The sequence below is a fragment of the Streptomyces sp. TRM49041 genome (assembly GCF_008271805.1).
Classification (GTDB): Bacteria; Actinomycetota; Actinomycetes; order Streptomycetales; family Streptomycetaceae; genus Streptomyces.
Genome location: NZ_VSRY01000173.1, coordinates 95,836 through 110,499, shown reverse-complemented (window position 1 = coordinate 110,499; position 14,664 = coordinate 95,836). Strand labels below are relative to the sequence as shown.

Below are 14,664 nucleotides of genomic sequence, written 5' to 3'. Positions count from 1 at the left end.
GAGCCCTCCTCACACCGCCTCAGGCACCGGTATGGGCCGCTTCTCGAGGGCCGCTGCCATGACCTCCGGGAACAGGTCGGGCGTACACGCGAAGGCCGGCGCCCCCAGTGCCGCCAGCGCGGCCGCGTGCTCCCGGTCGTACGCCGGCGCCCCCTCGTCGGACAGCGCCAGCAGCGCCACGAACTGCACCCCCGCCGCCTTCATCGCCGCCACCCGCTTCAGCATCTCGTTCCGTATGCCGCCCTCGTAGAGGTCGCTGATCAGCACCACCACGGTGTCGGCAGGCCGGGTGATCTGCGACTGGCAGTACGCCAGCGCCCGGTTGATGTCCGTGCCGCCCCCCAACTGTGTGCCGAACAGCACGTCCACGGGGTCGTCCAGCTGGTCCGTCAGATCGACGATGGCCGTGTCGAAGACGACGAGGCGGGTCGCGATGGACCGCATCGACGCCAGCACCGCGCCGAACACGGACGCGTACACCACGGACGCCGCCATGGAGCCGGACTGGTCGATGCAGAGCACCACCTCCTTCTTGACGGCCTGGGAGGCGCGACCGTAGCCGATGAGCCGCTCCGGTACGACCGTGTGGTATTCGGGCAGGTAGTTCTTGAGGTTCGCGCGGATCGTGCGGTCCCAGTCGATGTCCCGATGGCGCGGCCTGCTGATGCGGGTGCTGCGGTCGAGGGCGCCGGTGAGCGTGGCGCGGGTGCGCGTGGCGAGCCGCTTCTCCAGGTCCTCGACGACCTTGCGCACGACGGCCCGGGCGGTCTCCTTGGTCGTCTCCGGCATGGCCTTGTGGAGGGAGAGCAGCGTGCCGACGAGGTGGACGTCCGCCTCGACGGCCTCCAGCATCTCCGGCTCCATCAGCAGCGCCGACAGGCCGAGCCGGTCGATGGCGTCGCGCTGCATGACCTGGACGACGGAGCTCGGGAAGTACGTGCGGATGTCGCCGAGCCAGCGTGCTACGGACGGCGCCGACCCGCCGAGCCCGGCCGAACGGTCCCGGCCGCCGCGCCGGGCGCCGCCGTCTTCCTGGCCGTACAGGGCGGTGAGGGTGCCGTCCATGGCGGCGTCCGTGCCGGCGAGCGTGCAGCCGGTCCCGTCGGCGGCGCCCCCGCCGAGCACCATGCGCCAGCGCCGCAGCCGCTCCTCGTCGCCGGTCATCGGCCCACCCCCACAAGGTCGTTGTCGTCGGGCTGCTGTTCTCCCAGCAGCAGGCGGAGCAGCGGCAGAACGCCGTCCGCGCGGGCCTCGTCGAGGCCGGCACCGAAGCCGGGCAGGCCGGCCTCGGTGGGCGCCGTGCCGCCGCCGGCCGCCGGGCCGCGCCGCACGAGCTCGCCCAGCGTCCGGCGCACCCCCGGCTCGTACGCGGAGAAGGTGCGGCGCAGCAGCGGCAGTACGTCCGTGAACGCCTCGGCGGGCACCTCCGTCAGCCAGGCGTCGACCAGCCCGAGCAGCCGCTCGTCGTGGACGAGGAGCATGCCGCCGGAGCGGTCCCGGCCCCGGCCGCCGGAGCCGCCGACGAACCCCTCGATCCAGGCTGCGGCTTCGGCGGGCGCCGTGCCGGGTGAGAGTGCCAGGCCCATCAGCCGGGCTGCCTCGTCCTCCGGGAGGCGCCCGTCGTCGAGGAGGAGCCGGGCGGCCCGGCCGCGTATGACGCCGGGCAAGGTGTCGCGGGCGGCGAGCTTCTCCAGCACCGCGGCCCACTGGGCGGTGACGTCCCGCGCCTCCGGGAGAAGCCGTATCGCGGTGTGCACGGCGTCCATGTGGCCGCGCATCTCGGCGGCGCCGTCCGTGTCGAGCCCCGCGCAGGCGGGTGGCAGGCCGACACAGATCCGCAGGGCGAGGCCGGTGGCGACCTCGGCGAGCGCCGCGGTGTCCGTGGCCCGGACGTCTCCGTAGCGGAGGGAGCGGGCGAGGGCGGGCAGGGCCTCGGCCAGGCGCCCGACGTCCGCGTCGAGCGCGGCGCGGTCGGCGAGGGCCTTCATCACCAGGGGCAGCGCGTCGGGCAGTTCGGCCAGCAGGCACCGCTCGGCGAGCGCGGTGACCTCGTTCAGAGCGGTGGCGCCGGCGGCCTCGGCCTCCGCCCTGGCGGTGGCGGCGGACAGGACCGTGGTGCCCCAGACGCCGGCCTCGGCGACCCGCACGTACAGCTCGGGCTGCCAGCTCAGCCGCCAGCTCTCCCGGAACGTGCCGGTGCTGCCGGTACGGCCCCGAGCGGGCGCGCCCCAGTCGACGCCGAGGAGGCGCAGCCGGTGCAGCAGGCGGCTGCGGGCGGCGTCGGTGTCCTTGCGCAGGTCGAGGTCGAGCTCCCGCTCGTCCGCCTCGGCTTTTAGGCGCAGGGTGCGCTGGAGGCGGGTCAGGTCGCGCTGGAGCGGCACGGCGGGCGCGCCGTCGGGGACCTCGCCCAGGACGTCGCCGACGATCAGCCGGTCGCGGACGAGGGTGAGCGGCACGTCGGAGCCCTCGCACATCACGGCCCGTACGGCGTCGGTCGTCTCGGTGAGCCCGGCGAGCGGCCGCCCGCGCATCGTGGCGAGCGTCCCGGCGAGCCGTACGGCCTCGATGACATGGGCGGAGGACACCGGGTGGTCCTCGTCCCGCAGCAGTCCGGCGACCTTCGTCATCCAGCGTTCGACGGGCCGGTCGGGCGCGGCGAACAGGTGCCCGTACCAGCCGGGCGAGTCGACGCCGGCGCCGTAGCCGGAGCGGCGGGCGAGCCTGCGGTGCGTCCACGGGACCCATGTCATCTCCGTCCTGACCTTGGGGAGGCCCTTGAGGAGGGCCCGGTCGGCGGTGACGGTGGTCTTCTCGCGGAGTGCGGGGACGTGCCAGGCGCCGCACACGACGGCCACGCCGTCGTCGCCGTGCTCCTTGCGGGCGGCGCGCAGCCGGAGCCGCATATGGGCCTCGCGGGCGGGGTCGCGGGCGCTCCCGCAGTGCCCGTACGTCTCACGCAGCGCGGTCATGGCCTCCCCGACCGCCGTGAACGGGGCGAGCGGGTCGCCGGTGTGGGCGCGGTGCTCGATCACGTCCTCCCACCAGCGCTCCGGGTCGTCATAACCGGCGGTCTCGGCGAGCAGGGCGAGGGGGTCGACGCGCAGCCTCCCGTGCCGCCGCTGGTCGGAGGCCGGTTCACCACTGTCCTCGGCGGTGTCGTCGTCCTCGTCGTCCGCCCACGTGGGGTCGCCCATCATGGCCAGGGAGTGGGCGGCGGGCAGGTCGACGAAGCCGACGGCCGCCCCGTGGTCGAGCGCCCAGCGGATGGCGACCCACTCGGGTGAGAAGGCGGCGAGCGGCCAGAACGCGGCCCGTCCCGGGTCGTCGACCGCGTGCGCCAGCAGGGCGACCGGCGGGCTCATGCGCTCGTCGGCGGCGAGCGGCAGCAGTGCGTCCGCCTCGGGCGGGCCCTCGATCAGCACGGCCTCGGGCCGGGCCGCGTCGAGGGCCGCACGTACCGCGCGCGCCGAGCCCGGCCCGTGGTGGCGTACCCCGAGGAGCAGCGGACCCGTCACGCCGACACCTCCCGGCATGCGCGGTAGAAGTCCTTCCAGCCGTCCCGCTCGCGGACGACGGTCTCCAGGTACTCCTGCCAGATGACGCGGTCGGCGGCCGGGTCGCGGACGACGGCGCCCAGGATGCCGGCGGCGACGTCGCCGGGGCGCAGCACGCCGTCCCCGAAGTGGGCGGCGAGGGCGAGACCGTTGGTGACGACGGAGATGGCCTCGGCCGTGGAGAGCGTGCCCGACGGGGACTTGAGCTTGGTGCGGCCGTCGGCGGTGACGCCGTCGCGGAGTTCACGGAAGACGGTGACGACACGGCGGATCTCGTCGACGCCCTCGGGCGCGGCGGGCAGATCGAGGGAGCGGCCGATCTGGTCGACGCGGCGCGAGACGATGTCGACCTCGGCCTCGGGCGTCTCGGGCAGCGGCAGCACGACCGTGTTGAAGCGGCGGCGCAGCGCGCTCGACAGATCGTTGACGCCGCGGTCGCGGTCGTTGGCCGTGGCGATGAGGTTGAAGCCGCGCACGGCCTGGACCTCCTGGCCGAGCTCCGGGATGGGCAGGGTCTTCTCGGACAGGATGGTGATGAGCGTGTCCTGCACGTCCGCGGGGATGCGGGTGAGCTCCTCGACGCGGGCGGTCATGCCGTCGGCCATGGCGCGCATGACCGGGCTGGGCACCAGGGCGTCGCGGCTGGGGCCGTGGGCGAGCAGCCGCGCGTAGTTCCACCCGTACCGGATGGCCTCCTCGGGTGTGCCCGCGGTGCCCTGGACGAGGAGCGTCGAGTCCCCGCTGACGGCGGCCGCGAGGTGTTCGGACACCCATGTCTTGGCGGTGCCGGGGACACCGAGGAGGAGCAGGGCGCGGTCGGTGGCGAGCGTGGTGACGGCGACCTCGACGATCCTGCGCGGGCCTACGTACTTCGGTGTGATCACCGTGCCGTCGGGGAGCGTGCCGCCGAGCAGGTAGGTGGCGACGGCCCACGGCGACAGCCGCCAGCGGGCGGGCCGGGGCCGGTCGTCGGCCGCGGCGAGCGCCTTCAGTTCATGGGCGAACGCGTCCTCGGCATGCGGCCGCAGAGCTTCCGCGCCGCTCTCGGTACGGCGGTCCTCGGTGGTTTCGGGCACGGTCATGGAATCCCCCTCCAGATCGTTCGATTCGTTCGACCGGGTGTGGGACCCACCGTGCACCACGCCACTGACAATCACCCGTCTCCGCAGGCCGGCGCGGAAATCGAGGCGGCGCGGCAGGAATTGACGCCCGGTCGCTGCGGCGCGCCGCCGGCGGTCAGCCGGCGACCGGGGAGACGGCCACGCAGCTGAGGGTGGCGGCCGCGCCCCTGCCCGACGCCTCCTTGATCACCTCGCCCTTGTGGGTGATCTTGCAGGTCGCCTCGGCGCCGTCGTGCCCGAGCGCGACGGGGGTGACGAGCGGCGCCTCGATGCCGCGCAGCGTCACGGTCTTCCGCCAGGGCAGGACGGGCTTCTCGACGGTCTCCAGCTTCGGGTCCATCGCGTCGCCCCCGCCGCCGTTGTAGCTGATCGACTCGATGTCGGCGCCGGTGACCTCGTACGTGACCTCGTACGTCTTGTTCAGCGCGCTGTCCACCCGCTCGGCCGCGTCGTCGGCCGCCTGCGAGCAGGCACCGAGACCGAGCGCGAGACCGGCCGCGGCCAGCGCCGCGACGACGGAACGGCTTGTGCGGTTCATGTGTGCTCCCCCGGAGACCCAGATCTGTCATGGGCACACAACCGTACGGAACGGAGAGGGTCAACTCCGTTCCTCCACAGGGAAGTCGCAGGTCAGAGCCGATTGTCAGTGGGGCGTCCTACGGTCGGTGCCATGAATGAGCAGGGGGTGCGCTGGACGGCGGATCAGGTGCTGGCTCTGGCTCCTGACGCCGCCTCGCGAAGCGCGGGAAGCAAGCTGGGCGCGGCCGGGCCGTGGTCCGGGACGGGGTGCGGCGGCGCGGGCGCCGTCTGGGGCATGTGCAAGGGCAGCGGCAGCAAGCCGTACCGGACGGTCGTCGACATCTCGGGCCCGGCGTACAAGTGCAGTTGCCCGAGCCGGAAGTTCCCGTGCAAGCACGCGCTGGGACTGCTGCTGCTGTGGGCGGCCGACACGGACGCGGTGCCGGCGGGGGCGGAGGCGCCGGACTGGGCCGCGCAGTGGCTGGAGGGCCGTGGCGCGCAAGCCGCGCGAAAGGCGGAGAACGGGGGGAAGCCGGCCGACACGGAGGCGGCGCGGCGCAGGGCGGCCAACCGCTCGGCCCGGGTCACAGCGGGCGCCGAGGAGCTGGAGCAGCGGCTCGCCGATCTGCTGCGCGGCGGGCTGGCATCCGCGGACCAGGCGGGGTACGGGCTGTGGGAGGAGACCGCGCGCCGCATGGTCGACGCGCAGGCGCCCGGCCTGGCCGGCCGGGTCAGGGAGCTGGGCGCGATACCGGGCTCGGGGCCCGGCTGGCCGGTGCGGCTGCTGGAGGAGAGCGCGCTGACGCATCTCCTCGACCGGGCGTGGCTGGGCATCGACCGGCTCCCCGGGCCGCTGGCCGCGACCGTACGGACGCGGGTGGGCCTCCCGGCGTCGGCCGAGGGCCCCGCCGTCCGTGACCGGTGGCTGGTCCTCGCCCAGTACGACACGTCCGACGGCAAGCTGACGACGCGCCGCATATGGCTCTACGGGCGGGAGACCGGGCGTACGGCGCTGCTGTTGTCCTTCGGGGCGGGGGGCCGCGCGCCGGAGCTGGCACTGGCCGTGGGCCTGGTCATCGACGCGGAGATCGTCCCGCACCCGGGGGCGGGGCAGCTGCGGGCGGAGCTGGGCGAGCGGTTCGCCGCGCCGGTACCGGCGGACGCGCCCCCGCCGGGCGGGACGGTCGGCGACGCGCTGGCGGCGTACGGGCTGGCGCTGCGGGACGACCCGTGGCTGGAGTCCTGGCCGGTGACGCTGCGTGACGTCGTGCCGGTCCCGGCGGTGGCGGGCTGGCAGCTGGCCGACCCCGACGGGGCGGCCGCGCTGCCGGTCACCGCGTCCGCCCTGGGCCGACCGGGGCTGTGGCGGCTGGCCGCGGTGTCCGGCGGTGGACCGGTCACGGTGTTCGGCGAGTGCGGACACCGCGGCTTCACCCCACTGGCCGCCTGGTCGCCGGAGGCGCCCGGCACGGTTCCGCTCACCTGACCGCTGGAGAACCGGAGAAGCTTGAGAAGAGGAGACATGACCACCACCACGTGGGACGACCTCGTCACCTCGGCGCTACTCGGCACCGACCGCCGCCCGCCGAGCCCCGCCGCGACTCCGGCGGTCGCACTGCTGGGCAGGGACCGCCGACCGCCGACCGCCACCGCCACGGACGCGCCGGCCGCCGCGTCACCGCTCGGCACCGACCTCCGGGCGGCGACCGCCACAGGCCCCGCCACCGGCCCCGGCACAGGCCCCCCAAGCGCGCCTACGGACGCGTCCACGCCCGGCATGGACCGCCGGCCGCGGAGCCCCGCCGCGGACCCGGCGGTCGCGTTGCTCGGCGCGGCCGCGGTCCACACCGTGCGGCGTCGGGCGGGGCTGCTTCCGGCGGTCGCCGAGCCGCTGCCGGAGCGGGCGCCGCGCGACAGCCGTCCGCCGCTGCCCGAGGCGGCCGCGCGGCGGCTCGGGCAGTTGCTCGCCGACCGGCCGTCGCAGGGCGGTGGCCGGCGGGGCGCCGCGCCGGACCTCACCGAGCTGCTGCCGCAGTGGCTGGCCGCCGCCAACACGCACGGCTACCGGGCGCCCGCGCCCGCCCTGCCCGCGCTGCTCGACGCGGCCCGCGCCCGCACCGACCTGCGTCCGCAGGCGCTGGCGTTCGCCGGGCCGCGCGCGCTGTGGCTGGCCCGGCTCAACCCGGAGTGGAAGTTCGCGCTGCGCGGAGCCTCCGGCGGCACCGCGCTGCCCGCGCCCGAGGACGCGGAGGGGGTGCGGTGCCTGTGGGAGGAGGGGCTGTTCGCCGAGCGCGTCGCGCTCCTCAGCGCCGTACGGGCGCATGATCCCGGCGCGGCGCTGGAGCTGCTGGCGTCGACGTGGGCGACCGAGCGGGCCGAGGACCGGCTGATGTTCCTGGATTCGCTGCGGGCGGGGCTCTCCGGGGCGGACGAGGAGTTCCTGGAGCGGGCGCTGTCCGACCGGAGCCGCAATGTGCGGTCCACGGCGGCGGAGCTGCTGTCCGCGCTGCCGGATTCGGCGTTCGCGGGGCGTATGGCCGCGCGTGCCTCGTCGTGCGTGGGCCTCGACCACACCGGGCAGCGGGCGACGATCACGGTGGAGGCGCCGCACGAGTGCGACGCGGAGATGCAGCGCGACGGTGTCGTGCCGCAGCCGCCCTCGGGGCGCGGGAAGCGGTCCTGGTGGCTCGGCCAGCTGGTGGAGGCCGCGCCGCTCGCCCTGTGGCGGGACCGGCTCGGCGGGCGCACGCCCGAGGAGACCGTCGCCCTGCCGGTGGCCGACGACTGGCGCGACGAGCTGCACGCCGCCTGGTGCCGGGCCGCGGTGCGGCAGCGGGACCCGGCATGGTCGCGGGCCCTGCTCGGCCCTGCGTCGGCGCCCCCGGCGGCCGGGCCCGGCGCGGCGTCGTCGGCCGCGCTGCTGTCCACCCTGCCGGATGCGGAGCGGGCGGCGTGGGTGGCCGCGTTCATCGCCGCGCACGGGCTGTCGGAGGCGTTCCAGCTGCTCGGCGTCTGCACGGTGCCCTGGTCCGGGGCGCTGGGGCGGGCGGTCGTCGACGCGCTGGACATAGCCCGTGACGCGGGGAGCTACCCATGGAGCTTCAGCGGCGTGATGGGCCTCGCCGAGCGGTGCCTCGACCCGTCGGAGGCGGACCGCCTCCAGGTCCTCACCGCGGCGTCCGAAGAGCCGGCGGACGCGTCCCCCGGCGCGGGCGACTACTGGTCGGAAGCGTTTCAGCGCCTTGTGGCGACCTTGCGCTTCCGCGCGACGATGCACACCGAACTGGCGCCCGCACCCGGCTGAGCCGGACTGCCTGGCGGGGCGCTCTCCTGGCGGGAGCTCCCCTGGCCGGGGCTCCCCGCCGTGTCGTTCAGGCTTCGGCCGGCTGGCGGACGTTGCTGTTGACCCAGTCGACGATGGATGCGGTCGTCGCGCCGGGCGTGAAGATCTCCGCCACGCCCTTCTCCTTCAGCGGCGGGATGTCCGCCTCCGGAATGATCCCGCCGCCGAAGACCTTGATGTCCTCCGCGTCGCGCTCCGTGAGCAGCTCCAGTACCCGAGCGAACAGCGTGTTGTGCGCACCGGACAGGATCGACAGACCGATCGCGTCGGCGTCCTCCTGGATCGCGGTGTCCACGATCTGCTCCGGCGTCTGGTGCAGACCGGTGTAGATGACCTCCATACCGGCGTCGCGCAGCGCTCGCGCGATCACCTTCGCACCGCGATCGTGGCCGTCGAGACCCGGCTTGGCCACCACCACGCGGATCGGACCGGTCACACCCATCACTGCCTCCACATGCGTCCCCCGTACCTGTATGCCGGGGAGGTGAACGAACGTTATCGCCAGCATCCCGCAACGGGCCGTTTCGCGGTCAATACCGAGGGGGAAATCACACGTGGGACATGTTCGCCAAGCGTCGTACCCGCATCAGTCGCATCATGGTCACCGCAGGGACGAACGCAAACGGGAGTCGCGACGAGGACGTCGTACCTCCGTGCCGCTCCAGCCGCGCGGCATGGCGGTACGGCGTATCCCCACCCCTCGGACGCGGCGCCGCCTGAGGGCATACGGGGGGACGGAGCCCCCTCCGTATGCCTCTCGTCCGGGAGGTCGACCATGCAGACACAGCTGCCCCGGGGCATATCACCCCTCATCCGAGCGACCGCCATCCACACCGACGTCTTGAAGGCGGCCGTCCTCGAGACCGCCGTCCTCGCCGGGCACCTGCTGCTCTATCCCGCGGGCATCACCCGTGAGCGTGCCGCCACCGCGCCCGCGACCGCACCCCGAGGCGCCCGGCCGCCCGTGCTCCTGCTGCACGGGCTCTCCGACAACCGCTCCGTCTTCGTCCTGCTGCGCCGCGCACTCGCCCGGGACGGCACCCGGCACGTGGAGGCACTCAACCACTCGCCACTCACCTGCGACCTGCGCGCCGCCGCCCGGCGACTCGCGCGCCATGTCGAGGACGTCTGCGCCCGCACCGGCCGCCAGGAGGTGGACCTCGTGGGCCACAGCCTCGGCGGCCTGGTCGCCCGCTACTACGTCCAGCGGCTCAGCGGCGACCGGCGCGTCCGTACGGTGATCACGCTCGGCACGCCGCACACGGGCACGTCGGCCGTCCCGCTCGCCGACGTCCACCCGCTGATCCGGCAGATGCGGCCGGGCTCCGGCGTGCTGCGGGAGCTGGCCGCGCCGTCGCCCGGCTGCCGCACCCGCTTCGTCAGCTTCTGGAGCGACCTCGACCTCTGGATGACCCCGGCGGAGGCGGCCCGTCTCGACCACCCGGACCTGATCACGCGGAATATCCAGGTCATCGGTATCGGACATCTCGCGCTCCCCGTCCACCCGGCGGTGTCCGCCCGCGTCCTCGAGGAACTGGACGCCGACGCGACCGCGTCCGGAACCACAGGGGCCGCGTCCGTGGCGTGAGCCGCCGCCACATCTCGAACATATTTCGAACGTACCGCCAAGGCTCGGTGTGCGCTCCGCCGAAAGGCGGCCGAATGCCCGTTTTCACGGAGCGTAAAACCCTCGGAAGATTGTCGGTTGCGCATACCGCCGGGTACAGTCGCGCCCACTGCTTCCCCTCTGGGTCCCCCTTCCGGGGCAGATCCCAGAACTGGTCCTGCTGCCGAGGCGAGAGAGAAGTTGGTGAACGACCAGCACCCCCACGCCGGCCACGTCGGAGACGACGCGTATGCCACAGGCAGCTTCCAGACCAGCGATTTCGCTTACCAGGGCGGCAGTTACGAAGCCGGTTCCCACGAGACCGGCCACCACCAGGTGAACACCGGCACGTACTACGCAACAGGGTCGTACGAAACCGGGACTTACAGCACCGGGACCTATGACACCGGCGCCTACCCGACGGCCGATCCCCTCTACGGGAACATCTCCGGCGGCTACGACACCGGACACAGCGGCCAGTACGACACCACGCAGTGGGCCGACACCACCGGATACGCCACCTACGCCGACCAGTCGGGGCAGGGAGCCCAGGCGGATCAGTCGGGCCAATGGGACGCCTCCGCCTGGAACCAGCCCCAGGACAACCAGCAGTGGACCGACGCCTCGGCGTACGACACCACCGGACAGTGGTACGCGACGGGCGCGGAGTCCTTCGAGACCGGCTCCTACGACGCGACCGCCTGGAACTACGCCACCGAAGGTGAAGCGGTCTCCTCCGAAGAGGCCGTCCCCGCCGAAGCGTTCGTCCCCGAGCAGTACGACTACTCCGGCGCTGACGAGGAGCTGAACCAGCCCGAGTCGGGCCCGGAGCACGAATACGAGCACGCGCACGAGCACGAGCACGAATTCGAGCAGGAACACGAGCACGACGGCGGGCCCTCCACCGAGGCTCTCGCCGAGCCCGTCCCCGCGACCCCCGTCGCCACCCCCCGGCCCGTCCGCCGCTCAGGCGGAAGCCGTGGCCGACGGCGAACCCCGGCCAAACGTTCCGCGCTGCTGACCGTCGCCGTGCCGTCCGCGTGTGTGATGGGCGTCGCCGGCATCGCCGCCGCGTCCGTCAGCGGAATCGCCGGCACGGAGAAGAACGACGACGACAAGACGGTTACCGCCGCCGACCCGTCCTCGGTGAAACCGGCCGTCGCGAACAGCGCCCTCGACACGCAACTCGCCGCGCTCGACGCCGACGCCCTCGACTTCAGCGACCGCGCGAGCCGCACCCAGGAACGCATCGACCTCAAGGCCCGCCAGGAGGCGGAGCGGAAGAAGCGCGAGGAGGAGGCGAAGCGCCGCGAGGCCCTGCGCCCCAAGTTCGCGCTCCCCGTGGAACTCCGTCGGCTCAGCGCCCGTTACGGCCAGGCGGGCATCAACTGGATGTCCCTGCACTCCGGGATCGACTTCCCCGTCCAGTACGGCACGCCCGTGATGGCGGCGACGGACGGCACCGTACGCACACAGTGGAACAGCGCGTACGGAAACATGGTCATCGTGACCGCCAAGGACGGCACCGAGACCTGGTACTGCCATCTCAGCAGCGCCAAGATCCGCTCGGGCCCGGTCAAGGCGGGCGACGTCATCGCATACTCGGGCAACTCCGGCAACTCGACCGGTCCGCACCTGCACTTCGAGGTACGGCCGGGCGGCGGTGCCGCGATCGACCCGGAGCAGTGGCTCCGCAGCCACGGCCTCAGCCCGACCGGCTGACCAGCCGACCAGGCCGACCAGGCCGACCAGGCCGACCAAAGCCCAACGTACGGAAGCCCGAAGGCATACGCACCGGCCGCCCACCGACCGACCGGCTCACGAACCGGTCGGCGCCCCCGGTGCGTACATGACTACAGCTTCTCCACCGGCGCGTACCGCAGCAGCAGCCGCTTCGGCTTGTCGTCGCCGAAGTCGATCGTCGCCTGCGCGTCGCCACCCGAGCCCGTCACCGCCATGACCGTGCCCAGGCCGAACTGGTCGTGCGTGACCCGGTCGCCCACCGTCAGCGCGATCACCGGCTTGTCGGCCGTACGCCGGGTGGCGAAGCCCGACGGGCCGGACCGGGACCGGGACGCGGACAGCTGGGCCGCGACGCCCGACGCCGGGCTCGACGGGCCCGCCGGGGCGGCGGCCGTCCTGCCCGTGCGCTTCCACTGCACATGCTGCTCCGGGATCTCCTCCAGGAACCGCGACGGCGGGTTGTAGGAGGGCTGGCCCCAGGCGCTGCGCATCGACGACCGTGTCAGGTAGAGCCGTTCACGCGCGCGCGTGATGCCGACGTACGCGAGGCGCCGCTCCTCCTCCAGCTCCTTGACCTGGCCGAGGGCCCGCATGTGCGGGAAGACGCCGTCCTCCAGGCCCGTCAGGAACACCACGGGGAACTCCAGGCCCTTGGCGGTGTGCAGGGTCATGAGGGTGATGACGCCGTCGCCGTCCTGGTCCTCGTCCGGGATCTGGTCCGAGTCGGCGACGAGGGCCACCTGCTCCAGGAACTCGGCGAGAGTGCCCGCGGCCGCCCCTTCCGTTCCGCCGGCCTCTCCGCGCTCCTGCTCGAACTCGAGGGCGACGGCGGCGAGCTCCTGCAGATTCTCGATGCGGGTCTCGTCCTGCGGGTCGGTCGACGCCTGGAGCTCGGCCAGGTAGCCGGTGCGCTCCAGGACGGCCTCCAGGACGACGGCCGGGCCGGCGCCGGACTCGGCGACCGTGCGCAGCTCCTCCATCAGCGTGTTGAACCGCTTCACGGCGTTCGCCGAGCGGGCCGCCATGCCGTACGCCTCGTCGACCCGCTTCAGCGCCTGCGGGAAGGTGATCTTCTCGCGGAGCGCGAGGGCCTCGATCATGGCCTCGGCGCGCTCGCCGATGCCGCGCTTCGGCACATTGAGGATCCGGCGCAGCGGTACGGAATCCTCGGGGTTGGCCAGGACGCGCAGATAGGCGAGGACGTCCCGGACCTCCTTGCGCTCGTAGAAGCGGACGCCGCCGACGACCTTGTAGGGCAGGCCGACGCGGATGAAGATCTCTTCGAAGACACGGGACTGGGCGTTGGTGCGGTAGAAGACGGCGACGTCGCCCGCCTTGGCGTCGCCCGCGTCCGTGAGCCGGTCGATCTCGTCGGCGACGAACTGCGCCTCGTCGTGCTCGGTGTCCGCGACGTATCCGGTGATCCGGGCGCCGGTCCCGGCGTTGGTCCACAGGTTCTTGGGGCGGCGGCTCTCGTTGCGCTCGATCACGGCGTTGGCGGCGGACAGGATCGTCTGCGTGGAGCGGTAGTTCTGCTCCAGCAGGATCGTCGTCGCGTCCGGGTAGTCCTCCTCGAACTGGAGGATGTTGCGGATGGTCGCACCGCGGAACGCGTAGATCGACTGGTCGGCGTCACCGACGACGCACAGCTCGGCCGGTTCCGGATCGCCCTCGCCGCCCGGCTGCCCGACCAGCTCCCGTACGAGGGTGTACTGGGCGTGGTTGGTGTCCTGGTACTCGTCTACGAGGACGTGGCGGAAGCGGCGGCGGTAGTGCTCCGCGACATCGGGAAACGCCTGGAGCAGGTGGACCGTCGTCATGATGATGTCGTCGAAGTCCAGGGCGTTGGCCTCGCGGAGCCGCGCCTGGTACATGCGGTACGCCTCTGCGAGCGTCTTCTCGAACCCGTCGGCGGCCTGGTCGGCGAAGGTCTCCTCGTCGATCAGCTCGTTCTTGAGGTTGGAGATCTTGGCGCTGAACGACTTGGGCGGGTACCGCTTCGGGTCGAGGTCCAGGTCGCGGCAGACCAGCGCCATGAGCCGCTTGGAGTCGGCGGCGTCGTAGATCGAGAACGACGACGTGAAGCCGAGCCGCTTGGACTCGCGGCGCAGGATGCGGACGCAGGCGCTGTGGAACGTCATGACCCACATGGCGTTGGCGCGCGGACCGACGAGCTGCTCGACGCGCTCCTTCATCTCGCCCGCGGCCTTGTTCGTGAACGTGATGGCCAGTATCTGCCCCGGGTGGACGTGCCGGGTGCCGAGCAGGTGTGCGATGCGGTGCGTGAGGACGCGGGTTTTGCCGGAGCCCGCGCCGGCCACGATGAGCAGGGGCGTACCGGTGTGGACGACGGCGGCGCGCTGCTGTTCGTTCAGCCCGTCCAGCAGGGCCTCCGGGGCCACTACGGGTCGGGGGGCGCCGTCCCGGTAGTAGGCGTCCCGGGCGGGGGGCACGTCGAACCTGCCCTCGAAGAGGTCGTGCGGGACCTCCTCCGCGGCCGGGGCGTGGTCCTCGGAGTCCTCGGGCGGCGGGGGCTCGTCCGCGGGGTGGCTGCGGAGATCCGCCAGGAAGCTGTCGTCAAAGAGGCTGCTCATCGCCTACCGAGTCTAGGCGGCCCCACCGACACCCCGGGCAGGAACCGGACCCTTACGGAGGGCGATGCTCTGGCGACCGCATGAGAAGGTCACAGAAACGTATCGGGCATATCGAACACCGTCCTTCACAGGGCGACCACAGTTTGGCTAGCGTGCTCGCCCAAGCGGCCCGTCCCCCTTTCGG

At 73.1% G+C, this 14,664-nt stretch carries 10 protein-coding genes; 4 read left to right on the top strand and 6 right to left on the bottom strand.

The window, feature by feature from the left end:
- Positions 1–9 precede the first annotated feature (9 nt).
- The 4 genes from FVS66_RS33315 to FVS66_RS33300 form a co-directional block, all read right to left on the bottom strand.
- Positions 10–1,164, bottom strand: coding sequence for a VWA domain-containing protein (locus FVS66_RS33315; protein ID WP_149184970.1), 1,155 nt, complete (start codon positions 1,162–1,164; stop codon positions 10–12).
- Positions 1,161–3,533, bottom strand: a complete 2,373-nt coding sequence (locus FVS66_RS33310; RefSeq protein WP_149184969.1) for a DUF5682 family protein — start codon at positions 3,531–3,533, stop codon at positions 1,161–1,163. The genes FVS66_RS33315 and FVS66_RS33310 overlap by 4 nt, the downstream gene beginning before the upstream one ends.
- Positions 3,512–4,636, bottom strand: a complete 1,125-nt coding sequence (locus FVS66_RS33305; RefSeq protein ID WP_149184968.1) for an AAA family ATPase — start codon at positions 4,634–4,636, stop codon at positions 3,512–3,514. Before FVS66_RS33305 ends, FVS66_RS33310 begins: the two co-directional genes overlap by 22 nt.
- 154 nt (positions 4,637–4,790) lie before the next feature.
- Positions 4,791–5,213 carry an MmpS family transport accessory protein gene (locus FVS66_RS33300; RefSeq protein ID WP_149184967.1) on the bottom strand — a complete coding sequence of 141 codons (423 nt, stop codon included), beginning with the start codon at positions 5,211–5,213 and terminating at the stop codon, positions 4,791–4,793.
- A 132-nt stretch (positions 5,214–5,345) separates the two neighbouring features.
- On the opposite strand from FVS66_RS33300, the gene FVS66_RS33295 reads away from it, so the two are divergent.
- Both FVS66_RS33295 and FVS66_RS33290 read left to right on the top strand, forming a co-directional pair.
- The gene (locus tag FVS66_RS33295) at positions 5,346–6,680 is read left to right on the top strand and encodes an SWIM zinc finger family protein (protein WP_187645812.1); all 1,335 of its coding nucleotides are present in this window, start codon (positions 5,346–5,348) and stop codon (positions 6,678–6,680) included.
- A 36-nt stretch (positions 6,681–6,716) separates the two neighbouring features.
- Positions 6,717–8,498, top strand: a complete 1,782-nt coding sequence (locus tag FVS66_RS33290) for a DUF5691 domain-containing protein (protein ID WP_222947010.1) — start codon at positions 6,717–6,719, stop codon at positions 8,496–8,498.
- A 67-nt stretch (positions 8,499–8,565) separates the two neighbouring features.
- On the opposite strand, the gene FVS66_RS33285 is transcribed toward FVS66_RS33290, so the two are convergent.
- A complete protein-coding gene (locus FVS66_RS33285) occupies positions 8,566–8,979 on the bottom strand; it encodes a cobalamin B12-binding domain-containing protein (protein WP_149184966.1) in 414 nt (137 codons plus the stop codon).
- A 333-nt stretch (positions 8,980–9,312) separates the two neighbouring features.
- On the opposite strand from FVS66_RS33285, the gene FVS66_RS33280 reads away from it, so the two are divergent.
- Both FVS66_RS33280 and FVS66_RS33275 read left to right on the top strand, forming a co-directional pair.
- Complete coding sequence (locus FVS66_RS33280; RefSeq protein ID WP_149184965.1) at positions 9,313–10,125, top strand: triacylglycerol lipase; 813 nt, start codon at positions 9,313–9,315, stop codon at positions 10,123–10,125.
- A gap of 222 nt (positions 10,126–10,347) precedes the next feature.
- Complete coding sequence (locus tag FVS66_RS33275) at positions 10,348–11,865, top strand: M23 family metallopeptidase (protein ID WP_149184964.1); 1,518 nt, start codon at positions 10,348–10,350, stop codon at positions 11,863–11,865.
- A 131-nt stretch (positions 11,866–11,996) separates the two neighbouring features.
- On the opposite strand, the gene pcrA is transcribed toward FVS66_RS33275, so the two are convergent.
- Positions 11,997–14,480: a DNA helicase PcrA gene (gene pcrA / locus FVS66_RS33270; RefSeq protein ID WP_149184963.1), complete on the bottom strand. Its 2,484-nt coding sequence runs from the start codon at positions 14,478–14,480 to the stop codon at positions 11,997–11,999.
- Positions 14,481–14,664 lie beyond the last annotated feature (184 nt).

Excerpts from the sequence above, each read along its gene's own strand:
- pcrA (WP_149184963.1), bottom strand. The coding sequence starts at position 14,480 with ATGAGCAGCCTCTTTGACGACAGCTTCCTGGCGGATCTCCGCAGCCAC.
- FVS66_RS33315 (WP_149184970.1), bottom strand. The coding sequence starts at position 1,164 with ATGACCGGCGACGAGGAGCGGCTGCGGCGCTGGCGCATGGTGCTCGGC.
- FVS66_RS33290 (WP_222947010.1), top strand. The coding sequence starts at position 6,717 with ATGACCACCACCACGTGGGACGACCTCGTCACCTCGGCGCTACTCGGC.
- FVS66_RS33285 (WP_149184966.1), bottom strand. The coding sequence starts at position 8,979 with ATGGGTGTGACCGGTCCGATCCGCGTGGTGGTGGCCAAGCCGGGTCTC.
- FVS66_RS33280 (WP_149184965.1), top strand. The coding sequence starts at position 9,313 with ATGCAGACACAGCTGCCCCGGGGCATATCACCCCTCATCCGAGCGACC.
- FVS66_RS33305 (WP_149184968.1), bottom strand. The coding sequence starts at position 4,636 with ATGACCGTGCCCGAAACCACCGAGGACCGCCGTACCGAGAGCGGCGCG.
- FVS66_RS33295 (WP_187645812.1), top strand. The coding sequence starts at position 5,346 with ATGAATGAGCAGGGGGTGCGCTGGACGGCGGATCAGGTGCTGGCTCTG.
- FVS66_RS33300 (WP_149184967.1), bottom strand. The coding sequence starts at position 5,213 with ATGAACCGCACAAGCCGTTCCGTCGTCGCGGCGCTGGCCGCGGCCGGT.
- FVS66_RS33310 (WP_149184969.1), bottom strand. The coding sequence starts at position 3,533 with ATGCCGGGAGGTGTCGGCGTGACGGGTCCGCTGCTCCTCGGGGTACGC.